At 61.1% G+C, this 23,084-nt stretch carries 24 protein-coding genes and 1 pseudogene; 10 read left to right on the top strand and 15 right to left on the bottom strand.

The window, feature by feature from the left end; translation table 11 throughout:
• Window positions 1-372, top strand: a pseudogene (locus AAIL66_RS18320) (hypothetical protein); the annotation flags it as partial.
• A 103-nt stretch (window positions 373-475) separates the two neighbouring features.
• On the opposite strand, the gene AAIL66_RS18315 reads toward AAIL66_RS18320, so the two are convergent.
• From AAIL66_RS18315 to AAIL66_RS18280, 8 genes are all read right to left on the bottom strand, one after another.
• Window positions 476-1,375: a carbohydrate kinase family protein gene (locus AAIL66_RS18315; RefSeq protein WP_034354288.1), complete on the bottom strand. Its 900-nt coding sequence runs from the start codon at window positions 1,373-1,375 to the stop codon at window positions 476-478.
• Between the two features lie 111 nt (window positions 1,376-1,486).
• Entirely contained in the window at window positions 1,487-2,749 is a 1,263-nt protein-coding gene (locus AAIL66_RS18310; protein ID WP_343497380.1) for a DUF3426 domain-containing protein, read from the bottom strand.
• Between the two features lie 61 nt (window positions 2,750-2,810).
• Complete coding sequence (prmA, locus tag AAIL66_RS18305; RefSeq protein ID WP_003068930.1) at window positions 2,811-3,701, bottom strand: 50S ribosomal protein L11 methyltransferase; 891 nt, start codon at window positions 3,699-3,701, stop codon at window positions 2,811-2,813.
• Between the two features lie 142 nt (window positions 3,702-3,843).
• Entirely contained in the window at window positions 3,844-5,202 is a 1,359-nt protein-coding gene (gene accC / locus AAIL66_RS18300) for an acetyl-CoA carboxylase biotin carboxylase subunit (protein WP_003068932.1), read from the bottom strand.
• A 124-nt stretch (window positions 5,203-5,326) separates the two neighbouring features.
• The gene (gene accB, locus AAIL66_RS18295; RefSeq protein ID WP_003068934.1) at window positions 5,327-5,788 is read right to left on the bottom strand and encodes an acetyl-CoA carboxylase biotin carboxyl carrier protein; all 462 of its coding nucleotides are present in this window, start codon (window positions 5,786-5,788) and stop codon (window positions 5,327-5,329) included.
• A 147-nt stretch (window positions 5,789-5,935) separates the two neighbouring features.
• Window positions 5,936-6,487 carry a TlpA disulfide reductase family protein gene (locus tag AAIL66_RS18290; protein ID WP_034377094.1) on the bottom strand — a complete coding sequence of 184 codons (552 nt, stop codon included), beginning with the start codon at window positions 6,485-6,487 and terminating at the stop codon, window positions 5,936-5,938.
• The gene (locus AAIL66_RS18285; protein WP_343497379.1) at window positions 6,480-7,082 is read right to left on the bottom strand and encodes a hypothetical protein; all 603 of its coding nucleotides are present in this window, start codon (window positions 7,080-7,082) and stop codon (window positions 6,480-6,482) included. The genes AAIL66_RS18290 and AAIL66_RS18285 overlap by 8 nt, the downstream gene beginning before the upstream one ends.
• On the bottom strand, window positions 7,079-7,312 hold the full coding sequence (locus AAIL66_RS18280; protein ID WP_343497378.1) for a hypothetical protein: 234 nt from the start codon (window positions 7,310-7,312) through the stop codon (window positions 7,079-7,081). The genes AAIL66_RS18285 and AAIL66_RS18280 overlap by 4 nt, the downstream gene beginning before the upstream one ends.
• A gap of 43 nt (window positions 7,313-7,355) precedes the next feature.
• Here AAIL66_RS18280 and mpl point away from each other — a divergent pair, with 43 nt between their 5' ends.
• Window positions 7,356-8,774: a UDP-N-acetylmuramate:L-alanyl-gamma-D-glutamyl-meso-diaminopimelate ligase gene (gene mpl / locus AAIL66_RS18275; RefSeq protein WP_034354299.1), complete on the top strand. Its 1,419-nt coding sequence runs from the start codon at window positions 7,356-7,358 to the stop codon at window positions 8,772-8,774.
• Between the two features lie 167 nt (window positions 8,775-8,941).
• On the opposite strand, the gene AAIL66_RS18270 is transcribed toward mpl, so the two are convergent.
• Window positions 8,942-9,259, bottom strand: a complete 318-nt coding sequence (locus AAIL66_RS18270; protein WP_012839818.1) for a hypothetical protein — start codon at window positions 9,257-9,259, stop codon at window positions 8,942-8,944.
• A gap of 395 nt (window positions 9,260-9,654) precedes the next feature.
• On the opposite strand from AAIL66_RS18270, the gene AAIL66_RS18265 reads away from it, so the two are divergent.
• Window positions 9,655-10,026, top strand: a complete 372-nt coding sequence (locus tag AAIL66_RS18265) for a YqcC family protein (protein ID WP_012839819.1) — start codon at window positions 9,655-9,657, stop codon at window positions 10,024-10,026.
• Window positions 10,027-10,120: 94 nt separating this feature from the next.
• On the opposite strand, the gene AAIL66_RS18260 is transcribed toward AAIL66_RS18265, so the two are convergent.
• Window positions 10,121-11,281 (bottom strand): 3-deoxy-7-phosphoheptulonate synthase, encoded by a 1,161-nt coding sequence (locus tag AAIL66_RS18260; protein ID WP_003068944.1) that lies wholly within the window; start codon window positions 11,279-11,281, stop codon window positions 10,121-10,123.
• 216 nt (window positions 11,282-11,497) lie between these two features.
• Here AAIL66_RS18260 and AAIL66_RS18255 point away from each other — a divergent pair, with 216 nt between their 5' ends.
• Window positions 11,498-11,800, top strand: coding sequence for an ABC transporter (locus tag AAIL66_RS18255; RefSeq protein WP_343497377.1), 303 nt, complete (start codon window positions 11,498-11,500; stop codon window positions 11,798-11,800).
• Between the two features lie 70 nt (window positions 11,801-11,870).
• Here the strand turns inward: AAIL66_RS18255 and tldD are convergent, their stop codons facing one another.
• The gene (gene tldD / locus AAIL66_RS18250; RefSeq protein ID WP_003051333.1) at window positions 11,871-13,331 is read right to left on the bottom strand and encodes a metalloprotease TldD; all 1,461 of its coding nucleotides are present in this window, start codon (window positions 13,329-13,331) and stop codon (window positions 11,871-11,873) included.
• A gap of 384 nt (window positions 13,332-13,715) precedes the next feature.
• Entirely contained in the window at window positions 13,716-14,897 is a 1,182-nt protein-coding gene (gene rodA, locus AAIL66_RS18245) for a rod shape-determining protein RodA (protein ID WP_003068946.1), read from the bottom strand.
• A 178-nt stretch (window positions 14,898-15,075) separates the two neighbouring features.
• Here rodA and AAIL66_RS18240 point away from each other — a divergent pair, with 178 nt between their 5' ends.
• The 6 genes from AAIL66_RS18240 to ruvC all read left to right on the top strand — a co-directional run bounded on the left by AAIL66_RS18240 (window position 15,076) and on the right by ruvC (window position 21,253).
• Complete coding sequence (locus AAIL66_RS18240) at window positions 15,076-15,660, top strand: YqiA/YcfP family alpha/beta fold hydrolase (RefSeq protein WP_343497376.1); 585 nt, start codon at window positions 15,076-15,078, stop codon at window positions 15,658-15,660.
• 170 nt (window positions 15,661-15,830) lie between these two features.
• Window positions 15,831-17,900, top strand: a complete 2,070-nt coding sequence (locus tag AAIL66_RS18235; protein ID WP_063663897.1) for an RNB domain-containing ribonuclease — start codon at window positions 15,831-15,833, stop codon at window positions 17,898-17,900.
• Between the two features lie 29 nt (window positions 17,901-17,929).
• A complete protein-coding gene (locus tag AAIL66_RS18230) occupies window positions 17,930-18,790 on the top strand; it encodes a TonB family protein (protein ID WP_003068949.1) in 861 nt (286 codons plus the stop codon).
• 181 nt (window positions 18,791-18,971) lie between these two features.
• Complete coding sequence (gene aroE, locus AAIL66_RS18225) at window positions 18,972-19,838, top strand: shikimate dehydrogenase (protein ID WP_343497375.1); 867 nt, start codon at window positions 18,972-18,974, stop codon at window positions 19,836-19,838.
• Between the two features lie 14 nt (window positions 19,839-19,852).
• Complete coding sequence (gene mtgA, locus AAIL66_RS18220) at window positions 19,853-20,581, top strand: monofunctional biosynthetic peptidoglycan transglycosylase (protein WP_343497374.1); 729 nt, start codon at window positions 19,853-19,855, stop codon at window positions 20,579-20,581.
• Window positions 20,582-20,704: 123 nt separating this feature from the next.
• The gene (gene ruvC, locus AAIL66_RS18215; protein WP_034393396.1) at window positions 20,705-21,253 is read left to right on the top strand and encodes a crossover junction endodeoxyribonuclease RuvC; all 549 of its coding nucleotides are present in this window, start codon (window positions 20,705-20,707) and stop codon (window positions 21,251-21,253) included.
• On the opposite strand, the gene AAIL66_RS18210 is transcribed toward ruvC, so the two are convergent.
• The 3 genes from AAIL66_RS18210 to AAIL66_RS18200 form a co-directional block, all read right to left on the bottom strand.
• Window positions 21,247-22,188, bottom strand: a complete 942-nt coding sequence (locus AAIL66_RS18210) for an alpha/beta fold hydrolase (protein ID WP_233425109.1) — start codon at window positions 22,186-22,188, stop codon at window positions 21,247-21,249. The genes ruvC and AAIL66_RS18210 overlap by 7 nt on opposite strands.
• Window positions 22,189-22,272: 84 nt before the next feature.
• On the bottom strand, window positions 22,273-22,701 hold the full coding sequence (locus tag AAIL66_RS18205; protein WP_034354321.1) for an RcnB family protein: 429 nt from the start codon (window positions 22,699-22,701) through the stop codon (window positions 22,273-22,275).
• 202 nt (window positions 22,702-22,903) lie between these two features.
• On the bottom strand, window positions 22,904-23,080 hold the full coding sequence (locus tag AAIL66_RS18200; RefSeq protein ID WP_003068960.1) for a hypothetical protein: 177 nt from the start codon (window positions 23,078-23,080) through the stop codon (window positions 22,904-22,906).
• Window positions 23,081-23,084: the final 4 nt, after the last annotated feature.

The following is a 23,084-nucleotide window of genomic DNA, read 5'->3' as shown; positions in this document are numbered from 1 at the left end:
ACTGCTGCCAAGGCCGCTGCACCCAAGAAGGCTGCAACTGCTTCCAAGGCCGCTGCACCCAAGAAGGCTGCAACTGCTGCCAAGGCCGCTGCACCCAAGAAGGCTGCAACTGCTGCCAAGGCCGCTGCACCCAAGAAGGCTGCGACTGCTGCCAAGGCCGCTGCTCCCAAGAAGGCTGCGACTGCTGCCAAGGCCGCCGCTCCTGCAAAGGCTGCCCCCAAGAAGGCTGCAACTGCTGCCAAGGCCGCTGCTCCCAAGAAGGCTGCAGCAGCACCCGCTCCTGCCGCAGTAACCGAAACCGCTGCACCCGTGGCACAGACCCGCCTGGCACCTCAAGCCGCCTGGCCCTTCCCCACAGGTAACAAGCCCTGATCGGTTCGCTGACCTGCACGCCATAAAAAAGCCCGGCCTCTCTTGCGAGAGTCGGGCTTTTTTACATGCCTGATATCAGTGCCCTCAGGGCACGGACACCAAATCAGGGCTGAAAGTCCAGCTGATAGTTCTGCGGGCCGCGATGCGCAACCTTGAGCGCACCCATGCGGTTTCCCAGTTCGGCGCAACGCACCAGATCCCAACCACGCTCCAGACCAAACAGGAAGGCACCACGCCAGGCATCGCCGCAACCTGTGGGATCGACCACGGCAGCGGGCTTCACCGGAGCAACCAATGTCTTTTCGCCCTGCTGCCAGACTTCGCAACCTTCGGCGCCCAGGGTCACGACCAAACCGCGCACCTTGTGCGAGATCTCGTCAAAGCTCAGGCCCGTGCGCTCGCTGAGCATCTTGCCTTCATAGTCGTTCACTGCCACCCAGTCGGCCTGCTCGATAAAGGCCTTGAGCTCGTCGCCATTGAACATGGGCAGGCCCTGGCCGGGATCGAACACAAAGGGAATGCCTGCAGCCTTGAACTGGGCGGCGTGCTCGATCATGGCTTGACGGCCATCGGGAGCAACAATGCCGATCTTGACATCGGCAGCCATGTCGGCAGTGATGCGATTCTCGTGCGCCTGCATCATGGCGCCTGGGTGGAAAGCCGTGATCTGGTTGTTGTCATGGTCGGTCATGATCATGCACTGCGCCGTATGCGTGCTCTGCAGCTGACCCACATGACGGGTCTCAATGCCCAGCTCCTTGAAGCGCTGCACATAATCCGCACCGTCACTGCCCACCATGGCCATGGGGTGCGCATCGCCGCCGAGCAGCTTCAGGCTATAGGCAATATTGCCGGCACAGCCACCAAAGTCGCGGCGCAGCGTGGGCACCAGAAACGATACATTCAGTATGTGCAGCTGGTCGGGAAGAATCTGGTCTACGAAACGACCTTCAAAGGTCATGATGTTGTCGAATGCCAGCGACCCGCAGATCAAAGCGGCCATGGTGCGTTCTCTTTCAGAAATGAATGAAGGGGGGCTTGCGCCAACAAGGATGTACAACGGGCATTTCTATTGACGAAACACCCTGCCTGATCCGAATTGGCACAAGCCGTATTAGGGATAAAAAACCAGCGCCCGGTAACCCGCCACTGCGGCGCCGAGGTCCTGCACCTGCACAGGAACGTTCACGCTCCACTCCTGACGGGCATGCAGCTGCTCCGGGGCACCCAGCAGCCTCAGGTCGATCACACGGCGCAGCAAAGGCCTGTCCTGTGCATCAGTCAAGGTCAGCTCGGCCATGGGCATGGCCACTGGCACATCGGAGCGGTTCTCCAATGTCAGGCTCCACTGGTACTGATGGTCATCGGCAAGTTGCTTGAAGCCCGAGCCACTGATCACCACATCGGCAATCGCGCGGCGGGCCTGCAGCTCGCAACCCGCCAGGCTGCAGGCCTTGGTCAGCACAGGGGCCAGCGCCGGATATTGCGCAGCCAGCACATCGCGTTGCAGCCAGGCATATTGCCCCACGACACCGGCTACGGCTACCAGCGAGCCCAGCACCAGCGCCACACGCATGCCTGCCGAGTGCCAGAACGCCTGCCGGCGGGCCTGACGCACAAAGCCAGGTTCATTGCCGGCAATGGCAGCGGCCTCATACCGATCCGCATCCGTGACAGCCTGCGCCCGGTCCCTGGCGGGTTGTATAGCGCCGATATCGGTATGCAGCAGCGCCTCCTTCGAGACAGCTTCGGCCTGGGCCTCATCCTTGAGGTCCTGCGCGGCCTCGGCCATCAGGACCTCGCTCGACGGCGGCTGCACAAGCAGCTCCGGCTCCGGCTCGGCGGGAGCGGGAATATCACCAGACTCCAGCCCATCCTCCGGCTCGCTCGCGTCCGGATGAGGATCATGCTGAGCAGCTGCTGCATCCTCTTCAGTCAGAGGACGCGCCTGATCGACAAACGAGGGCTGTGCATCCGCCATCCCGGGCATGGACGACTCGGATTCGGAAACCACATCGGCAGGCTCTGCTGCCGGGGCAACAGTCGGTACCGCGTCCACCGAATCCGATGCCAACTCCTGCAAGGCCTCAGCCTTCTGCGTATCGGGGGCGGGAGCATCCGCGGCATCCTGCTGCGGCCAAACCGGCGTCCGCTGTTCTCCGGCTTCCGTCGGCTGCACCTCCTGCACGGCAGGCTTCTGCGGCGCATCAGTAGCTTCCGGCTGCAGCAGCTCGTCGGGCACGGACTGCAAATCCTGCGAGGCATCAAAGACGCTTTGGCACATCCCGCAGCGCACCCAGCCCTGCGAGATGCGCAGTTGGTCGGCGACCACTTTGAAGCGGGTTCCACAGGAGGGGCAACGGGTGACTTGGCTCATCAGGGTTCAATTGTAGGCAGCAACAACCCGCACACCTGCTGGCTGCGGGTTTGCATCGCAATCAGGCTGCTCGCTGTGCAGTCATGAGAATCCAGCCGTCTTCGCTGTCGGCCACCTCCAGCTTGAGATAAGGCGCATAGGCCTCTTTCAGCTCGTCGGCCTGGCGTTCCAGAATGCCCGCCAACACCAGATTGCCGCCAGCTTGCACACGACCGCACAGCAGCGGCGCCAGCACCTTGAGCGGCGTAGCCAGAATATTGGCCAGCACGGTCTGGTACTCGCCGCCAGCCGCATCTGGCAGGCCGGCCCTGACTTCCACATGGTTGGCACTGGTGTTGTAGTTGGTCGATTCCACGGCCGCGGGATCGATGTCCACCGCATCCACATCAGTCGCGCCGAACTTGGCTGCACCAATGGCCAGGATGCCCGAGCCACAGCCATAGTCCAGCGTGCGTCCCAGGGTACCCTTGGGCTGGCGTGCAATCCAGCGCAGACACATGCGAGTAGTGGGGTGGGTGCCGGTACCGAAAGCCAGACCAGGGTCCAGACGGATGCTGACCTTGGCCTGCTCGGGCAGTTCATGCCAGGTGGGCACGATCCAGAACTCGGGCGTGATATCCACGGGCTCGAACTGCGACTGCGTCAGGCGCACCCAGTCCTGCTCGGGCACGGGCTTGAGGGCCAGAATCTTGCAGCCCTCAAAAAAGTCCTGCGGCAGCAGCAGATCACGCGCCTCGGTGGCCGCAGCTTCGTCGGGATAGAGGGCGATCACGCGGCTGCGGTTCCAGCCTTCCTTCGGTGCGGGCATGCCAGGCTCGCCGAACAGTGCCTGCTCGGCTTCGGTCTGCGCATCGGCATCTTCTACGGACACGCTCAATGCATCGAGTGCATCCAGCGCTTCGCTAATGGTTTCGACCCGATCTTCGGGGCACAGCAGGCTCAGCTCGAACATGGCCATCCTTTCTAGCAACTGCGTCTCCATGTCAGGTCAGCCCTGATGGAGAGAACGCACTTGTACTTTCCTGAAAAACGAAAATGCTGGCCTCCGTTGCCAGAGGCCAGCATGGGAACTCAGAGCAGCAAGGCTCCTGATCTCATCGCTTGTTGGGCGTGCGATGCGTCAGCCACTCTTCCAGATAGTGGATGTTGGTGCCGCCTTCCATGAACTTGGAGTCGACCATCAGATCCTGGTGCAGCGGAATATTGGTTTTGATGCCTTCCACCACGGTCTCCAACAAGGCCGTGCGCATGCGGGCCATGGCCTGCTCGCGGGTATCGCCATAGGCAATGATCTTGCCGATCATGGAGTCGTAGTTGGGCGGCACGAAGTAATTGTTGTACACATGGGTGTCAACACGTACGCCAGGACCGCCGGGAGCATGCCACATGGAGATGCGGCCGGGCGAAGGGATGAACTTGTACGGATCTTCGGCGTTCACACGGCACTCGATGGCGTGCCCCTTGAACTCGACCTGGCGCTGGGTGAAAGGCAGCTTCTCGCCGGCAGCGATCATGATCTGGGTGCGCACGATGTCGATGCCCGTGATCAGCTCGGTGATGGGGTGCTCCACCTGCACGCGGGTGTTCATCTCGATGAAGTAGAACTCGCCGTTCTCGTACAGGAACTCGAAAGTACCCGCACCGCGATAGCCGATCTTCTTGCAGGCCGCAGCGCAGCGCTCGCCGATCTTCTCGATCAGACGACGGGGAATGCCGGGAGCCGGAGCCTCCTCGATCACCTTCTGGTGGCGACGCTGCATGGAGCAATCGCGCTCGCCCAGATACACGGCGTTCTTGTGCGTATCGGCCAGCACCTGGATCTCCACGTGACGCGGATTCTGCAGGTACTTTTCCATGTAGACGGCAGGATTGCCGAAAGCAGCGCCGGCTTCGGCCTTGGTCATCTGCACGGCATTGATCAGCGCAGCTTCGGTGTGCACCACACGCATGCCGCGACCGCCGCCGCCGCCCGAGGCCTTGATGATCACGGGATAGCCGATGGTCTTTGCAATGCGCTTGATGAGCGCGGGATCATCGGGCAGTTCGCCGTCCGAGCCGGGCACGCAAGGCACACCGGCCTTGATCATGGCTTGCTTGGCCGAAACCTTGTCACCCATGGTGCGGATGTTCTCGGGAGTCGGGCCGATAAAGGTGAAGCCGCTCTTTTCCACTCGCTCGGCAAAGTCGGCGTTCTCGGACAGGAAACCGTAACCGGGATGGATGGCTTCTGCATCGGTCACCTCGGCAGCCGAGATGATGGCCGGCATATTGAGGTAGGACAGCGGAGAAGGAGCCGGGCCGATACAGACGGCCTCATCGGCCAGCTTGACGTACTTGGCATCACGGTCGGCTTCGGAGTACACCATCACCGCCTTGATACCCAGCTCACGGCAAGCGCGCTGGATGCGCAGGGCGATCTCGCCCCGATTGGCAACCAAAATTTTCTTAAACATGAAGTTCCTCGCAGCTTGGTGCCTGTGCCGCGGCACAGACTACTGCCAATGACTCAGTCGCGCAGCCAGTGGCTAGCGCACCTCGGCGCTGCCATGCGAACTGCACGCAACGCCTCATGATCTATCACTCGATCACGAACAGAGGCTGGCCGTATTCCACAGCCTGGCCGTTTTCACCCAGAACGCGAACAATGGTGCCGGTCTTGTCGGCTTCGATTTCGTTGAGGATCTTCATGGCTTCAACGATGCAGATGGTTTCGCCTTCCTTGACCTGGCTTCCCACATCCACAAAGGGCTTGGCGCCGGGGCTGGAGGCACGGTAGAAGGTACCGACCATGGGCGACTTCACCACATGGCCTTCAGCAGCAGCAGGGGCTGCGGCCGCCACGGGAGCAGCGGCAACGGGAGCTGCCGCCAAGGGGGCAGCCATCACAGGAGCGGCTTGCACGGGGGCAGCAACGTATTGGTGAACCACACCTTCGCTCTTGACGATACGGACCTTGCCCTCTGCTTCGGTGATCTCCAGTTCCGACACATTCGATTCGGACACCAGATCAATAAGGGTCTTGAGTTTTCGCAAATCCATGGGAGCTCCAGCGACGTATTTCTAAACAGGGCGCGAATTTACCTCAAATTCGGCCTTCTGCGTGCATTGGCAGATATTTTTCACTAACGTCGCCATGGAATTTAGTTACCTACACTTTTCTGACGACAAGAGCAATGTTCATTCGCTCTATTTGCTCCAATCTGTCAGATCTTCGCTGGAAAGCTCGCCTATTTTACGTTGCCGCACTTGCCCCTTGGCATCAAACAGAACCGTGAATGGCAGGCCTCCCTGCAAGTTACCCAGACTTCTGCTCAGTCCCAATCCCCCTTGCATGGCGATGGCTACCGGGAATTGCACAGGCTGACGCTGCAAAAAACGCAGCACGGCTTCGGATTTGTCGACCGCGAGGCCAACAACCTGAATACCTTTTGCACCCTGCTGCGCCGCAAATTCGCTGAGCATGGGCAGCTCCTTGACACAGGGTGGGCACCAGGTGGCCCAGAAGTTCACCAGCAAGGGCCGCCCCTGGAAGCCAGCCATGGCAAAAGGCTTGCCATCGGGCGTTTCAAAGGTCTGCCCCCACAGTTGCGCCTCGGCGCCAGGGCCCATGGCCTGAGGCTGGCTGCGCCACCAGGCCACGCCGGCGCCGCCCCCGGCCGCCACTGCGGCCACTGCGCCGGTCAGCCACAGACGGCGCGAGCCATTGGTCGACTTGTTCTCAGAGGTGTTTTCACTCATCGCAGCTCTCCTGCAGCAGCTTGCGCAAGGCCTTGGCATCACCACGCGGGCTGCGGCCATGGCTGTCGGGCTTCATGGCACCGCGCATATCATCATGGTCGTAGACCAGCAGATGCACGCCCACGGTTTCATTGATCGGCTTGCACAGTGCGTGAATGGAAAGTGCCTCGACCGGCTTGCCCTGAAAGCCTGTGACCCTGCTCGGCTCGTATTGCACATGGTTGTTGATGAGCGCTATTTCGGCAGATTTGGGATCATCGCAGAACAGTTGCAGATAGATATCCGACAGCCGTGTGGCCGTGCCGCGCCAGACTGCTCCGGCCAGATGCGGGCGAAATTCCTGCAGCCTGTCCATCCAGACCAGGGCCAGCTCGCGCAGTGCCTGCAACTCCTGCGGCTGGGTGTCGCCGCAGAACAGCTCTATATATTCACGCACCGCTTCTTCAAGCTGGTCGTTGTCGGGCAGCGCCGTGCGGCCGGGCAGGCCGAGCTGACGCACGGCCCGTTGCTTGGCCGGACCCCATTCGAGGCCTTCCTCCACCACCAGGCGGGCCGCTGTCTGAGCGATTTCAGCAGTCACGTTATCCAAACTCATAGCGCTATTTCATCACGCCCGCCGCAGCAGACGCGGCAGGTCATGCTCGCATTGTGACCCAGATGAATGACCGCACTTTGACCTGGCCCGTACAGACCAAGGTTTTGATAGCGGCTAGCGACCGCTTTGTATCGAACCGAAAGTAAAAACACATTTAAATCCATATAGGCCATGCGCAACCAGCTATCAATTTGGTAAGAAAGGTTACCGTCAGCGCTCAGGCAGGCCATGGCTTGCCTCCAGGTCATGCAGGCAAACGTAGAATCCCCGGCCATGCACATACATATTCTGGGCATTTGCGGCACCTTCATGGGGGGCCTGGCCGCCTTGGCACGAGAAGCCGGTCACAAGGTGACGGGCTGCGATTCCGGTGTTTACCCGCCGATGAGCGATCAGCTGCGCCAGTTGGGCATCGAGCTGATCGAGGGCTATGGCGCCGACCAGATTGCGCTCAAGCCCGATATGTATGTGGTCGGCAACGTCGTCAGCCGCAAACGTCTGCCCGACGGGTCGCCCAAATTCCCGCTGATGGAAGCGATTCTGGACACCGGCGCCGCCTATACCAGCGGCCCGCAATGGCTGGCCGAGCATGTGCTGCGCGGTCGCCATGTGCTGGCCGTGGCCGGCACCCACGGCAAGACCACCACCACCTCCATGCTGACCTGGGTGCTTGAGTGCGCAGGTCTGCAACCCGGTTTCCTGGTCGGCGGCGTACCACTGGACTTTGGCGTCTCCGCCCGCCTCGGTGCGGCCCAGCGCCCCGCCGCTGGTCCTGGCCCCGTCGGTGACGAACCCGTGTTTGTGATCGAAGCCGATGAGTACGACACCGCCTTCTTCGACAAGCGCAGCAAGTTTGTGCACTACCGTCCCCGCACGGCCGTGCTCAACAACCTGGAATTCGATCACGCCGACATCTTTGACGATCTGGCAGCCATCGAGCGCCAGTTCCACCACCTGATACGCACCGTGCCATCGACCGGCCGTGTGGTGAGCAACGGCCTGGAAGAGAGCCTGACCCGCGTGCTGGCCGAGGGCTGCTGGAGTGAAGTGCGGAGCTTCGGCTCGGCTGTCAGCGATTTCAGCGCCGATGGCGATCCCAGCGACTTTGCCGTGCTGCACCGCGGCAAAAAGGTGGCGCAACTGCGCTGGAGCCTGACCGGCGTGCACAACCAGCTCAATGCACTGGCCGCCATCGCTGCCGCCGACCATCTGGGCGTTAGTGCCGAGGTGGCTTGCGAAGCCCTGTCGCGCTTTCAGAACGTCAAGCGTCGCATGGAACTGCGCGGCACGGTCAACGGCATCGAGGTCTATGACGACTTCGCCCACCACCCCACAGCCATCCGCACCACCCTGGACGGCCTGCGCCGCAAGCTCGGAGCAGAGGCCCGCATCCTGGCAGTGTTCGAGCCTCGCAGCAACACCATGAAGCTGGGCACCATGAAGAGCCAGTTGCCCTGGTCGCTGGAAAGCGCCGATCTGGTCTTCTGCCACACTGCAGGCCTGGACTGGGATGCCGCCGAAGCCCTGGAATCCATGGGCGTAGGCCCCGGCCAGCGCGCTCAGGTAGCAGGTGATATCGAGACCCTGATAGCGCAGATCAGCGCCGTCGTCCGCCCTGGTGACCATATCGTCTGCATGAGCAACGGCGGCTTTGGCGGCATCCACGCCAAGCTGCTGGAAGCGCTGAAATAGGTCTCCAAAAAAGCAAATGCCCGCTCACAACGCAGGCATTTTTTATTAGCGATCTTCAAAACTGGCATGCATCCACATGGGGACAGCAAGCAAGAGCCGTCTCGCAGCGAGGCTGTCGCCCCCTCCGCAAAGCAGAGAGGGGGAAGCCGCGCAGCGGCTCAGGGGTGTCAATAACTTATCGACATCGCAGGCACATCCACCCGGATCAAGGGCTTGGACAGCACTGCATGCGCTGCCAGGGCATAGCTGTTGCGCCAGTCTTCGTTGTCAAACAGCTCGGGGCGATTGCGCGCCTCCCGCGCCACCACCACCAGCTTGTCAGCCAGCAACACCTTGCCGGTGGCCCGCAAAGGCTCGCACTCGAGCGAGACAAACTGCTGATCCAGCCAGCGTCGGCCTTCGTCCGAACTGATAGGGGACAGCGACTGGGTATCGACCCGGTATTCACGGTCGCCATCCAAAACCACGATTACTTCACTACGCATAAATCTCCTCTGACCTGGTGACTCTTGCACCATTCGTTGTCGTGGCCACAGCTTAATAGTGACCGCGGTGCTGAAGACGCTGCAAGCTGACGGCTTGCAAACAGCTGCGGCAACCAATGCATGGCCTGAAAGACTTGCATCAAGCATCACAGTGGTTACAGGAACATGGCATGCAAAGCAATGAAAAATCTTTAAATTTCATAGCATTGCTCGCATGCTTGGCAAGAATATAAGGGCAAAACCGTCTTTTTCAAGTGTCATCACGGACTCGTAACCCGCCAGTTATCTCCATCCAGGCTCCTGCCTTGAAAATGTGACGAGAGGACTTACATACTGCATAAATCTTTGACGAATACCAGTTTGCAGGCCTTGCAACGCCTTCAGGAACCATCACCATGACCGCTGAGAACATCCACCAAGAAATACGCGAGCATCTGCTGCAGCTGGAAGCCGAACTTCAGGTCCAGAAGCTCTGGTCCGCCGTAGCCCCAGACCCCAAGGCACTGGAATCCACCACGCCTTTCATGTACGACACGCTCAAGCTGCACGAGTGGCTGCAATGGGTGTTCATCCCGCGCCTGCGCGCCGTGATCGATGCCAAAGGCAGCCTCCCCCACCAAAGCCATGTCTATCCGCTGGCCGACCACGAGTGGCAGCAGCGCACCGACTTTGACAAGCAGCAGTTGCTGCGCCTGCTCAACCGCATCGATGCCACCCTCAATGGATGCGAAATGACACCGGCATCAACGCCGGACACCAAACACTGATCGAGCAAGCAAGCAGCCCATTCCCATATAGAAAAACAAACAGGCCACAGGAAATACTCCCTGTGGCCTGTTTCGTTCACGCCCGCTTTATCGATCAGGCGAGCACTTCGGCTTCCTGCTTGCTGGCGAGCGCAGCAGCGCGGCGCTGGCTCACGGCCTGCGACAGCTCTTGCAGCGTTGCCAGAGAATCATCCCAGCCCAGGCAGGCATCGGTAATGCTCTGGCCGTAGGTCAGATCGCAGACTTCGTCCTTGCCGGGCGTGAACTTCTGCGCACCGCCGACCAGATGACCTTCGATCATCACGCCGAACACGCTGCTGGAGCCACCGGCGATCTGAGCCGCGATATCACGGGCCACATCCTTCTGGCGCTCATGCTGCTTGTTGCTGTTGGCGTGGCTGCAGTCCACCATCAGCGAAGGCGTGAGGCCCGCTGTCTCCAGATCCCTGCAGGCGGCCGCCACATGCTCGGCATCGTAGTTGGGTGTCTTGCCACCGCGCAGAATCACGTGACAGTCCTGATTGCCGCCCGTATGCACGATGGCGACCTGGCCGTTCTTGTGCACCGACAAGAAATGGTGGCCTCGGCTGGCCGACTGAATCGCGTCGGTGGCAATACGGATATTGCCGTCCGTGCCGTTCTTGAAGCCAATCGGCGCCGAAATGCCCGAAGCCAGTTCACGATGCACCTGGCTTTCCGTGGTGCGAGCACCGATGGCGCCCCAGCTGATCAGATCACCGATGTACTGGGGCGAGATCACATCCAGGAACTCGCTGGCCGCTGGCACACCCAGGCGGTTGATGTCGATCAGGAGCTGGCGCGCAATGCGCAGGCCTTCGTCGATGCGATAGCTCTGATCCAGGTAGGGATCGTTGATCAGCCCCTTCCAGCCCACGGTGGTGCGGGGTTTTTCGAAATAGACGCGCATCACCACTTCCAGCGTGTCCTTGTACTGCTCGCGCACCACGGCCAGACGGCGGGCGTAGTCCAGGGCAGCAGCCGGATCGTGAATGGAGCAAGGGCCGACGATGACCAGCAGACGGTCATCCTGCGCACGCATGATGTTGTGGATGCTGCGGCGGGTGTCGCTGATCAGCGTCTCCACGGCAGTGCCGCGAATGGGGAAGAAGCGAATGAGGTGCTCTGGAGGGGGTAACACTGTGATTTCCTTGATACGTGCGTCGTCGGTCTGGCCTGTCTTGGGAGAGCCGGCGCGATACCAGGAATCGGTGGCGGAAGTGTTCAGAGCAGTCATGGCAATCTTTCGTGAGGTGTTTGATCGTTGAAAACCGGGGGTGCTGAAACGTAGGGGTGAAAAAAAACCGCCGGGCTTTGCAGCTTCGGCGGTTCTTTGGGAGGTGTTTGCAGGGTGCGCGCGTTTACCTCTCAGCCGCCAGGGGCGAGAACCAAAAGTAAAAGAAATAGGCGCGTTGCGTTTGCATGTCTTTCAATGTAGCACAGCTCTTTTGCATTGCAACAGCAGCAGCTCGCACCGCTGTTCTGTCAAAAACAGGTTTTCCCTCTGAAATGGCGCATTTTTCAAAATTTATTCATGCGCAATATTTTTGCGTTTTTTCTTATTTTTCAGAATTTTATTGATTTAAATTTCAATTTACCCATAATCAGTGCAATTTTTCAGCGTATCAGCAATATTAAGGGCAAGGCCACGAAACGCCATGAAAAAACCCTGCTGCCAGGCGATCTACAGCGGTTTGCCACAAGCTTTTTTGCCGTAAGCGGTCTGTGGCGAATGGTCTGCAGCACACTGAAATGAAAAACCCCCGCTCTGCCATGCAAAGCGGGGGTTGGTGCTCACGACGGGCAGGCCCGCCATGAAACCTCTATCAGGCCGTGCCGCCAACTGTCAGGCCGTCAATGCGCAGCGTAGGCTGGCCCACGCCCACAGGCACGCTCTGGCCTTCCTTGCCGCAAGTGCCCACACCCGAGTCCAGGCGCATGTCGTTACCTATCATGCTGATGTGCTTGAGCGACTCCGGGCCGCTGCCGATGATGGTCGCTCCCTTGACGGGGTACTGGATCTTGCCGTTTTCCACCCAGTAGGCTTCGCTGGCAGAGAACACGAACTTGCCGCTGGTGATGTCCACCTGACCTCCGCCGAAGTTGGTGGCGTACAGGCCCTTCTTGATGGAGCCAATGATCTCCTGCGGATCCTTGTCGCCACCCAGCATATAGGTGTTGGTCATGCGCGGCATGGGGATGTGGGCATAGCTTTCTCGACGGCCATTGCCCGTGGGCTTGACGCCCATCAGGCGTGCATTCATGGAGTCCTGGATATAGCCCTTGAGAATGCCGTCCTCGATCAGCACATTGCTCTGGCTGACATGGCCCTCGTCGTCCACGTTCAGAGAGCCACGGCGATCGGCAATCGTGCCGTCGTCCAGCACGGTCACGCCCTTGGCGGCGACGCGCTGACCGATGCGGCCGCTGAAGGCGCTGGAGCCCTTGCGGTTGAAGTCGCCTTCCAGGCCGTGGCCCACGGCCTCGTGGAACAGCACGCCGGGCCAGCCAGAACCCAGCACCACGGTCATCACACCGGCCGGTGCGGGACGCGATTCGAGGTTGACCAGGGCTGCATGCACGGCCTCGTCCACATACTGGCTGATCTGCTCGTCGCTGAAATAGGCCAGACCGAAGCGACCGCCACCACCGGAGGAGCCCACCTCGCGGCGGCCCTTTTGCTCGGCGATCACCGTCACCGACAGGCGCACCAGCGGGCGCACGTCAGCGGCCAGCGTGCCGTCCGCACGGGCCACCAGCACCACATCGTATTCACTGGCAAGACCGGCCATGACCTGCACCACGCGCGGGTCCTTGGCGCGGGCCAGCTTTTCCACCTTGCCCAGCAACTCGACCTTGGCCGTGCTGTCCAGCGTGCTGATGGGGTCCAGCTCAGGATAGAGCGAGCGGCTTTGCGCAATCTTCTGCGCACCCGCCTTGACGCGGCGCGTCTGGGTTGCGCTGGAGATGGAGCGCACGGTACGTGCGGCATCCAGCAGCGAAGCTTCGGAAATGTCGTCGGAATAGGCAAAAGCCGTCTTCTCGCCGCTGACCGCCCGAACGCCTACTCCCTGATCGATGGAGAAGGAGCCGGTCTTGACGATGCCTTCCTCCAGACTCCAGCCTTCCGCGCGGGTGTACTGGAAGTAGAGATCGGCGTCATCCACCTGGTGCGAGCGAATTTCGGCAAGCGCACGCGCAAGATGGGTTTCGTCCAGGCCGAAGGGCTCAAGCAGCAACTGACGGGCCGTGGCCAAGCGTTCGATGGTGGGTTCGCGGGAAATCATGAGAGCATTGTAGAGATAGCTGCAAGCCCTGACTTGTCTCGGGCTGCGCATAAAAAAGAGCGGAATGTTGCCCCACCAGGCTGAACAACATTCCGCTCCATTCACTTAGCTTCGCACTTGCCGGGTTCCGCCCTGCCCGCTTTGCATTGCAGAACCCCACCTGGGTCTTTGCCGCTCCCGCTTGATCGGTCTTCTGACCCCCCAGAACCGTTTGTAAACGCTGTTTACAGTCGAAGCAAGACCTTGGACGGAACTACTGACATTTTTCAACGATCTAAGCCCGCCGCCCCGGCACGCAGTTTCACATAAAACCATTACTCAAGGCTTGCAAAGCATAGAATTGAAGCTCTCCTTTTAAGAGCATCCAATCCCGATCACGGGTCTTCACGCATGGGGAATATGCCCATCACCGCCGGGTAGTTGCCGCTGCGCCCGCGACACCGACATCAGCACGCCCAGCGCCAGGCCCAACGTAACCATGGCCGTGCCGCCATAGCTGATGAAAGGCAGAGGCACGCCCACCACCGGCAAAATGCCGCTGACCATGCCCATGTTCACGAACGCATAGGTGAAGAAGATCATGGCCACGGCGGCTGCCATCAGTCGGCCGAACAGCGAGTTGGCATTCATGGAAATGGCCAGCCCGCGCCAGACAAGCAAGAGAAAGCCGACGATGATGAAGAGATTGCCTATAAGGCCGAATTCTTCGGAATAGGCGGCAAAGATGAAGTCGGTGGTGCGCTCGGGAATGAATTCCAGGTGGGTCTGCGTCCCAGCCATAAAGCCCTTGCCCCAGACACCGCCCGAACCGATGGCGATCATGCCCTGAATGATGTGAAAGCCCTTGCCCAGCGGGTCGCGCGTGGGGTCCAGCAAGGTGCAGACGCGTGTACGCTGATAGTCATGCAGAAAATACCAGCTCACGCCATCGGCACAGAGCTGGGGTTCAAACCAGACGATGAGGAAAATGCCGACCAGGGCCAGCAGCACCGGCGGCACGATGAGTTTCCAGGGCAGGCCGGCAAAAAAGATCACGGACAGGCCGGCAGCCATCACCAGCAGCGAGGTGCCCAGATCGGGCTGCTTCATGATCAGGCCCACGGGCACCATCAGCAGCACAAAGGCGATGACAAAGTCCGAGGCGCGCAGATTGCCCTCGCGGCGCTGGAACCACCAGGCCAGCATCAGCGGCGTGGCGATCTTCAAAAGCTCGGAGGGCTGAATCACCACTCCCACATTCACCCAGCGCGTGGCCCCCTTCTTGGTGATGCCGAACAGCGCCACTGCCACCAGCAACACCACGCCCAGGGTGTAGAGCGGCACGGCCACCTTCATCAATTGCTGGGGGGATATCTGGGCCAGCACAAACAGCAGACCCGCCGCAATCAGCATATTGCGGCCGTGGTCCACAAAGCGCGTGCCGTGATCGAAACCCGCCGAGTACATGGCCAGCAGCCCCGCACCCGCCAACATGGCGATAAAGAGAAGCAGCAGGAAATCAAAGCCGCGAAACAGCGGAACAATGCGTTGCAGCAGCGAGGGCTTATCGAATTCGATGGCGGACATGGGCCGCAATTATCGTGGGAGCCGACTGCCGTGCAGCTTGCAGGGTTGAGCTTTGCTGACGACTCAAGTCGGCCCACGCTCATTCCCCCCGCCATAGGCCTTCTCCCCTGATAGTCTTGGGGCAGACAGTCCACAATGACCGCGACAGAAGTGTTTTTTACCAGAGGAGATTGCCGCTATGACGACCACCCACCTGCTGTACCTGCACGGCTTTCGCTCCTCCCCCCAGTCCAACAAGGCACGCATCATGGCGGACTATGTGGGCGCCAGGCATTCCAAGGTACGCTGGTGGTGCCCGCAGTTGCCGCCCTCGCCGCGCGAAGCGGCGGCCGTGATCGTCGAGGGCATAGCCAACTGGCCACGCCAGAACATGGCCATCATGGGCTCGTCGCTAGGCGGCTATTACGCCAGCTGGGTGGCCCAGCTGGCGCGCTGCAAGAGCGTGATGATCAACCCCGCCGTCAACCCGGCCCGCGACCTGGAAAAATACATTGGCGAGCAGTACAGCTGGCATGACCCCGAGGAAACCTTCTTCTTTCGCCCCGAATACATTGAGGAATTGCGCCAGCTCGACACCCGCACCATGACGCCGGCAGCCCCCGAGATGGTGTTGATCGCCCAGGGCGACGAGGTGCTGGACTGGAACGAGATGAGCGAGCGCTACCCTCACGCACTTCAATTGGTGCAAGAAGGCGGCGACCACGCCCTGAGCAACTTTGCCGAGTATCTGGACCGGATCGACGAATTTCTGGCCTTGGCCTGATGCCCTTGGCGACTCCAGGCGCCACCCCAGGAAACGGCTGTATTGCAGCAACGTGCCCCCTGTTCACGGCCCTGACCGCGCGGGGGCCGCGTCTGATATTGACCGACCTCAAGCATGAACTGAATCACTTCTGAGCGCCGAATGTTCGGCTCGTGGGAAAATGCGCGGTTATGCACGCACTGTTTGAAGAAGCCGGCAAATTTCTGGCCGGGCGCATCCTCTCCGAAGCCGAATCCTCTGCCCAAGTCGAGCTGGACTCGGGCAAGCGGGTCAAGGTCAAGGCCGCCAATATCCTGCTCAAGTTCGAGAAGCCGGCACCTGCCGAGTTGGTCGCTCAGGGCCAGGCCCAGGCCGCCGAGATCGATCTTGATCTGGCCTGGGAATTTGCGCCCGAGGAAGAGTTCGGCTTTGCCGACCTGGCGCGTGACTATTTTTCCGAATCCGCGACGCTGGCCCAGCAGGCCGGTGCGCTGTTCTGCCTGTACGACGCACCGCACTATTTCCGTCGTGCGGGCAAGGGCCGCTTCAAGAAGGCTCCTGCAGAAATCCTGCAGCAAGCCCTTGCCGCCATCGAGAAGAAAAAGCAGATTCAGGCACAGATCGACGCCTGGGCCGAGGAACTGGGCCGCGGCGAATGCCCGCAGGCAATCCGCGAACAGCTCTACAAGATTCTGTTCAAGCCCGACAAGAACGCTGCCGAATACAAGGCCGTGGTCGATGCCAGCCGCGCCACCAAGCTGGCCCCGCTGGAGCTGCTGCACCGCGCAGGCGCCATCGACTCTTCCTACCAGTTTCACTGGAAGCGCTTCCTGTTCGACAACTTCCCCAAGGGCACGGGCTTCCCCTCCGTGCAGGCCCCCCAGCCACCGGCCGACCTGCCCGTGGCCGATGTAAAGGCTTTTTCCATCGACGACTCGGCCACCACCGAAATCGACGATGCGCTGTCCGTCACGGGCCTGGGCACGGGCACCGTCACCGTGGGCATCCACATTGCCGCCCCCGGTCTGGCCATCACGCCCGGCGGCGAGCTGGACAAGCTGGGCCGTGCCCGTCTGTCCACCGTCTACATGCCCGGCTACAAGATCACCATGCTGCCCGACGACGTGGTGCATATCTACACGCTGGACGAAGGCCGCTCCAACCCCGCGGTCTCGCTGTATGTGCAGATCAACGAAGAGACGCTGGAGACCATCTCCAGCGAAACCCGTCTCGAGCGCGTGCCCGTGGAAGTCAACTTCCGCTACGACAAGCTCGATCACATCGTCACCGAGGAATGGCTGACTGACTCCTCGATCGAGGTTGAAAACACGCCTGATTCATTGCTGGGCAAGCGCAAGGAGCTCACCTTTTTGCAGCGCTGGTCCAAGTTCCTCAAGGCCAATCGCGAAGTGGTGCGCGGCAAGCCCGAGAACTTCAACCGCCCGGACTACAACTTCCGTCTCGTCGGCAACGACGGCGCCGAGCCCAATGGCAGCGAGCAGGTGCAGATCACCGTGCGCAAGCGCGGCGCGCCGCTGGACCTGATCGTGGCCGAGGCCGCCATCGTGGCCAACAGCACCTGGGGACTGATGCTGGCCGAGCACGGTGTGCCCGGCATCTACCGCAGCCAGGCCAGCCTGGCACCCGGCGTCAAGGTACGCATGAGCACCAAGGCCTTGCCCCATGCCGGCATCGGTGTGAAAGCCTACTCCTGGGCCACCTCCCCGCTGCGACGCTATGTGGACCTTGTCAATCAGTGGCAGATCATTGCCTGCGCCCGCCATGGCAAGACGGCTGCCCTGGCAGCGCCCTTCAAGCCCAAGGACGCCGAGCTGTTCGGCATCATCAGCAGCTTTGACGGCGCCTACAGCGCCTACAACGGCTATCAGGCCGGCATGGAGCGTTTCTGGACGCTCAAGTATCTTGAGCAGAACGGCATCAGCGAACTGACGGCCAGCGTGTTCAAGGAAGGCCCCAACGGCTCCTTCCTGGTGCGCGCCGACAATCTGCCTCTGGTGCTGCCCGTGCTGGGGGCGCAGAACCTGCCGCGCGGCGCCCATGTGCGCGTCAAGCTCGGCGAGATCGACGAGATCTCGCTGGACATCTCGGGCACGCTGATCGAGCGCCTGGATGCAGGAGCCGAGGCCGAAAGCGAAGGCGAGGACAGCGGTGAGGACGATGAAGAAACCGTGGCCGGCCCCATCTCCATTGCAGTGGACATGAACGACGCCGATCCCGCTGCAGACCAGCCCAAGTCCTGATCTCCACACCTCATCGCTCTGACGCTGCCGTGAAACTGCCCACCTCTCTTCGACGACTGAGTACGCTGCAGCTGGCGCTGGGCGTTTCCATCGCCGTCCATGCCGTGTTGCTGACCGTCCGCTTCGTGGACCCGGAACGCTTTGAGCGCGTGTTTCAGGACACGCCGCTGGAAGTGATTCTGGTCAATGCCCGCGCCAACGAGACGCCGGACAAGGCCCAGGCCATCGCCCAGACCTCGCTGGCCGGCGGCGGCGATGCCGACCAGGGCCGGGCCACCAGTCCCATGCCCTACTCGGCCCTGACGACAGTGGGCGACGATTTCGAGGAAAAACAGCGCCAGCTCGACGCCATGCAGGAGCAGCAGAACCAGTTGCTGACCCAGCTGCGCCAGCAAGTGGCCGCGCTGCCCCCGATAGACCCGCGCCTGAGCGCCGACAACAAGGCCCTGGAGGCACAGGAAGAAAAGCGCTTGCAGCTCATCAAGCTGCTGGCCGAGATTGAAAAGCGTATCAACGCAGAAAACGCCCGCCCCAAGAAGCGCTATATCAGCCCCGCCACCAAGGAGGCCGTGTACGCCGTCTACTACGATGCGCTGCGCCGCAAGGTGGAAGACAAGGGCACGGAAAACTTCCCCGAGAACAAGGGCAAGAAGCTGTATGGCGAGCTGGTCATGATCCTGACCGTGAATCATGACGGCCGCGTGCTTTCCACCGAGGTGGTGCAGGGCTCGGGTAACCGCATGCTCGATACCCGTGCCGAGGCCATTGCCCGCGCCGCAGCCCCTTACGGCCACTTCGGCCCGGCCATGCGCACCAAGGCCGATCAGATCGCCGTCGTCTCGCGCTTCAGGTTCACACGCGAGCAGACACTGGAAACAGACATAAGGTGACCCCCTGTGCCGCCTTCGGCGTCTTCCCCCGCTCTCGCATCGCTTCGCTTGCAGGCGGGGAACGCAGCCAGCGCGGCGGGACGGCCCTTGTGCGGCTGCCTTGGCTTAGGCTGCGCCGATCTCGCCGGCCACTGCCCCAACGCGTACCCAACTCTGCTCAGCGATTTCCTTCAGCCTTTTTATGACAAATACGCTTGATGCCTACTGCGTCATGGGCAACCCCGTTGCCCATAGCCGCTCTCCCTGGATTCATGCCCGCTTCGCCGAGCTGACCGGCCAGCCCGTCAGCTATGACCGCGCCCTGGTGCCGCTGGATGGCTTTGCCGACTTTGTGCGCGACTTTGCCGCGCGCGGCGGCAAGGGCTGCAATGTGACCGTTCCCTTCAAGCTGCAGGCGGCCGAGCTGGCCACCAGCACCAGCGAGCGCGTGCGGCTGGCTGGTGCTGCCAATACGCTGGTATTCGGTGCCAACGGCATTCATGCCGACAACACCGATGGCCTGGGCATCGTGGCCGACATCACCCGCAATGCCGGTGTGCCCATCGCCGGGCGTGATGTGCTGCTGCTTGGCGCGGGCGGCGCCGCTGCTGGAGCCCTGGGCTCTTTGCTGGAGCAAAAGCCCCGCCGCCTAGTCGTGGTCAACCGCACTCATGCCAGGGCTCAAACGCTGGTCCAGCAGCATGCGGCCATTGCCACACTACATAACGTAGAGCTGGTAGCACTTGAAAGGCAAGTGCTTGAGACTGATCTGACCCAAAATTTCGACATCATCATCAATGCCACAGCCAGCAGCCTGACTGGGGCTGAGGTGCCCGCGCCCGCCAGCGTGCTGCACGCACGCAGTCTGGCCTACGACATGATGTACGGCCCCGCCGCCCAGAATTTTCTGAATTGGGCCAGCAGCCACGGCGCGCTGGCGCGTGATGGTCTGGGCATGCTGGTGGAGCAGGCTGCCGAGTCCTTTGCACTATGGCGCGGCGTGCGTCCGCCCTCTGCACAAGTCTTGGCCGAACTGCGCGCTCTGCTGCACGCCGAAGCCGCTCACTAAAACCTCGCCCCACCATGAAAGCTCTTGGCCGACTGCTGTTGCTGGTGCTTTGCGCCACCCTGCTGCTGCAATTGTTTTTTGTAGCACGCATCGCAGTCATGGCATGGCTGGGTCCAGAGTCCACCAGCTATCAGCGCTCCGAAGCCTGGCAGCTTGCCCACAGCAGCGAGGGCCTGCGCTGGCGCGAGCAATGGGTGGACTACGACCAGATCTCCAGCAACCTCAAGCGCGCGGTGATTGCCTCCGAAGATGCCGGCTTTATGGACCATCACGGCGTGGAATGGAATGCCGTTCAGAGGGCCTGGCAGCGCAACGCAAAAGCCGAGGCCAGGGCCATGCAGGCCGAAAAAGCCGGAAACAACAGCAAGCCCGCCAAGGTCTATGGCGGCTCCACCATCACCCAGCAGCTGGCCAAGAACCTGCTGCTGTCGGGCGAACGCAATTTTCTGCGCAAGGGCCAGGAGCTGGTGCTGGCGCAATTGCTGGAGCTGATGCTGAGCAAGCAGCGCATTCTGGAGATCTATCTCAACAATGTGGAATGGGGCCAGGGCGTGTTCGGCGCCGAGGCCGCCGCCCAACATTACTTCCGCAAGAGTGCCGCCCAGCTCAATGCGGCTGAGGCAGCACGACTTGCCGCCATGCTTCCGGCACCCAAGCGCTTCGAGAAAATGCCGCAATCGCGCTATCTGGCGCAGCGCAGTCGCACGATTGCGCGCTATATACCGATGGTGACGCCCCCCTGAGGCGCTTCGCCTGGGCGGCCCCGCGCCTTCCCCGAGGAGGACGGCAGCATCGCCGCGAGGCGGCTCTTGCTTGCTGTCACCCGCATGGAGCGTGAAGGTTTTGTACGTGGATAATCGACAGCCATGCGAATTCTAGGAATCGACCCTGGCCTGCAGACCACGGGCTTTGGCGTCATCGACATGGAAGGCCAGCGCCTGTCCTATGTGGCCAGCGGCACCATACGCACCAACAAGATGGAACTCGGCGACCTGCCGGGCCGTCTCAAGGTGCTGTTCGACGGCATCTCCGAAGTCGCCTCATGCTATCAGCCCGAGGTGGCTGCCGTGGAAATCGTCTTCGTCAACGTCAACCCCCAGTCCACGCTGCTGCTGGGCCAGGCCCGTGGTGCGGCGCTGACGGCCCTGGTCAACGCCAATCTCGCGGTTTCCGAATACACCGCCCTGCAGATGAAAAAAGCCGTGGTCGGCCATGGTCGCGCAGCCAAGAGTCAGATCCAGGAAATGGTCAAACGGCTGCTGCAACTGCCCGGCCTGCCCGGCACCGATGCCGCCGACGCGCTGGGGCTGGCGATCACCCATGCCCATGCGGCTGCCGCCATGGGGCTGATGGCCAAGTCCACCGATCTGCGCCGCAAGCAACATGCCATGTACCGGGGCGGACGGGTCTATTGATCCAGTGCGGACCTGAGCCTGATCCACTGCGCGATCCTGGGAAACACATCGGATTGCGCATTGCCGGACATCAGCAACCGACTGTGGCTGTAGTCCTCCGCAAAGCCTGCGGCCTTGCCGCATAGCAGAAACTCCACATCAGGCCCTGCGAAGGCCCTGGCAAGGGCTTCGCAGCCCCGCCAGGGAGCGATCACACGGTCCGCAGATCCTGCCAGTGCCAGAACGGGAATCCGAACCTGGGCCAGGCTGCTCGGATAATCCATGCCGTCCTTCCCGACAAAGCTGCGGCGCAGGTTCCAATGGCACCACTGCCGCATCAGGCGAGCGCTTTCCCTCTCGGGGCCCACCATTGAGCTTGCTATCAACCATTGCCTACGGTCTATCCAGGCCCTGTACCCGTGGATTGCGATCCGCGCTGAAAAGGTTGCAGCTGCATGGGTCGTCTGAGCGGCCAGCAACACGAGACCGGCCAGATGCGCCTGCGCACGCTCGGGCTGGCGCGCTGCCCAGATGGCCGCTGCAATGCCCCCACCACTATGCCCGATGAATACCATGGAGCGACCTTGCTCCTGGCGGAGAATCTCTTGAAGAGCGCTGTCAACGTCATGCTCGGCCACAGTTTCCAGGTCGTAATCGTGGCTGACTGACTGATTCAGCCCATGTCCTCGCCAATCGAAAAGCCAGACGCCAAAACCCTGCGCAGCGAGGAATCGACCCAGCCTCTGGCATGAGGATGCGCTGGAAAACGTGCCGTGCGTCACGACCACCACCGCCCCCCGCGCGGGGCCGATGCGTGTCAGCACGATGGAATGCCCATCCCTGGTCGGTACATCGACTCTTCGCATATAAGGCCAACCCTCCGTGATCCGCTCCCGATCTGCATTGCAGTGCGTCCGCAGAATGTTCGGCCAGATTCTGGGGATGGTCAATTGCATGACCCAAACTGAGCCTGCTTTACAGGACTCCTTTACATACAAAAAAGCCGCGGCAGGCCACGGCTTTTCGAGAGGTTTCACGGTTTAGTAATTGCTCAGCACCATGGAGGCGATCACGCCTGTGGCAATGGCAACCAGCAGATAGTCGCCGCCGTTCTGAATCCAGTGATAGCCACGCGGCGGCGCCGACAGATGGTGGCCGCGCCAGTCATTCACCACATAGTGCTGGCTGCGGTATTGCGGCGGCACGCGACTGCCCTTGTACCAGTTATGGTCGGGACCACCGCCACGGCGACCATTGTCGTGATGATCGGCACGTCGGTCGTCGCGCCTGTCATGGCGCTGCTCATGCCGACCACGATCATCATGGCGACCGCCATGGCGCATGTCCTGCGCTCCATGTCCATTGCCGCGGCCGGGTGGCGGGCCGGGCTGAGCCTGAACGGCCAGACTGCCCAGACCCAGGCAGGCGGCAATGGAGGCAGAAAGAATGCGGGTAGTCAAACGGGACATGGGTACTCCTTTGTCGAATTGTTTCGGTCAACAAGGTGTGCGGCCGGTCATGGCAGCCGCAGCAGATCCATCTTTACCCAATTTCGGCGCCGCAAGAAGTGAGCAACTGCCGATTTACCACTTTTTGCGCGCTGTTTACAGAACAGAAACCTATGAAACGCCAAGCCGGATTTGGCAAGCCGCTATCAATATTCATTAGTTCTCAGATGATGCGTCCGACAAACATCACGGCAAAAAAGGCCAGACCGGCAATCACCGTCCACTTGAACAGCAAAAAGCCCAGGCGCTTGTAGTGCGCCTTGCCGGTTCCCAGATAGAAAGCAAAGCTCAATGCCGAAGCCAGAATCAGCAAGGTGGCCAGCCAGCGAAAGATCAACATGGAG

This window comes from Comamonas sp. F1-6, assembly GCF_039581415.1.
In the GTDB taxonomy this organism is placed as follows: Bacteria; Pseudomonadota; Gammaproteobacteria; order Burkholderiales; family Burkholderiaceae_C; genus Comamonas; species Comamonas thiooxydans.
Note: the sequence above shows the minus strand (reverse complement) of the source record. Positions and strands in the feature narration are given on the sequence as shown.

Bases quoted from the DNA above. Each gene is read 5' to 3' on its own strand.
- mtgA (WP_343497374.1), top strand. From the start codon at position 19,853: ATGAAAGCTCTTGGCCGACTGCTGTTGCTGGTGCTTTGCGCCACCCTG.
- AAIL66_RS18290 (WP_034377094.1), bottom strand. From the start codon at position 6,487: ATGAGTGAAAACACCTCTGAGAACAAGTCGACCAATGGCTCGCGCCGT.
- rodA (WP_003068946.1), bottom strand. From the start codon at position 14,897: ATGTCCGCCATCGAATTCGATAAGCCCTCGCTGCTGCAACGCATTGTT.
- prmA (WP_003068930.1), bottom strand. From the start codon at position 3,701: ATGTTCGAGCTGAGCCTGCTGTGCCCCGAAGATCGGGTCGAAACCATT.
- mpl (WP_034354299.1), top strand. From the start codon at position 7,356: ATGCACATACATATTCTGGGCATTTGCGGCACCTTCATGGGGGGCCTG.
- AAIL66_RS18200 (WP_003068960.1), bottom strand. From the start codon at position 23,080: ATGTTGATCTTTCGCTGGCTGGCCACCTTGCTGATTCTGGCTTCGGCA.
- AAIL66_RS18240 (WP_343497376.1), top strand. From the start codon at position 15,076: ATGACGACCACCCACCTGCTGTACCTGCACGGCTTTCGCTCCTCCCCC.
- AAIL66_RS18280 (WP_343497378.1), bottom strand. From the start codon at position 7,312: ATGGCCTGCCTGAGCGCTGACGGTAACCTTTCTTACCAAATTGATAGC.
- AAIL66_RS18285 (WP_343497379.1), bottom strand. From the start codon at position 7,082: ATGAGTTTGGATAACGTGACTGCTGAAATCGCTCAGACAGCGGCCCGC.
- accC (WP_003068932.1), bottom strand. From the start codon at position 5,202: ATGTTTAAGAAAATTTTGGTTGCCAATCGGGGCGAGATCGCCCTGCGC.
- AAIL66_RS18270 (WP_012839818.1), bottom strand. From the start codon at position 9,259: ATGCGTAGTGAAGTAATCGTGGTTTTGGATGGCGACCGTGAATACCGG.
- AAIL66_RS18315 (WP_034354288.1), bottom strand. From the start codon at position 1,375: ATGGCCGCTTTGATCTGCGGGTCGCTGGCATTCGACAACATCATGACC.
- aroE (WP_343497375.1), top strand. From the start codon at position 18,972: ATGACAAATACGCTTGATGCCTACTGCGTCATGGGCAACCCCGTTGCC.
- AAIL66_RS18210 (WP_233425109.1), bottom strand. From the start codon at position 22,188: ATGCAATTGACCATCCCCAGAATCTGGCCGAACATTCTGCGGACGCAC.
- AAIL66_RS18260 (WP_003068944.1), bottom strand. From the start codon at position 11,281: ATGACTGCTCTGAACACTTCCGCCACCGATTCCTGGTATCGCGCCGGC.
- ruvC (WP_034393396.1), top strand. From the start codon at position 20,705: ATGCGAATTCTAGGAATCGACCCTGGCCTGCAGACCACGGGCTTTGGC.
- accB (WP_003068934.1), bottom strand. From the start codon at position 5,788: ATGGATTTGCGAAAACTCAAGACCCTTATTGATCTGGTGTCCGAATCG.
- AAIL66_RS18235 (WP_063663897.1), top strand. From the start codon at position 15,831: ATGCACGCACTGTTTGAAGAAGCCGGCAAATTTCTGGCCGGGCGCATC.
- AAIL66_RS18205 (WP_034354321.1), bottom strand. From the start codon at position 22,701: ATGTCCCGTTTGACTACCCGCATTCTTTCTGCCTCCATTGCCGCCTGC.
- AAIL66_RS18310 (WP_343497380.1), bottom strand. From the start codon at position 2,749: ATGAGCCAAGTCACCCGTTGCCCCTCCTGTGGAACCCGCTTCAAAGTG.
- AAIL66_RS18265 (WP_012839819.1), top strand. From the start codon at position 9,655: ATGACCGCTGAGAACATCCACCAAGAAATACGCGAGCATCTGCTGCAG.
- tldD (WP_003051333.1), bottom strand. From the start codon at position 13,331: ATGATTTCCCGCGAACCCACCATCGAACGCTTGGCCACGGCCCGTCAG.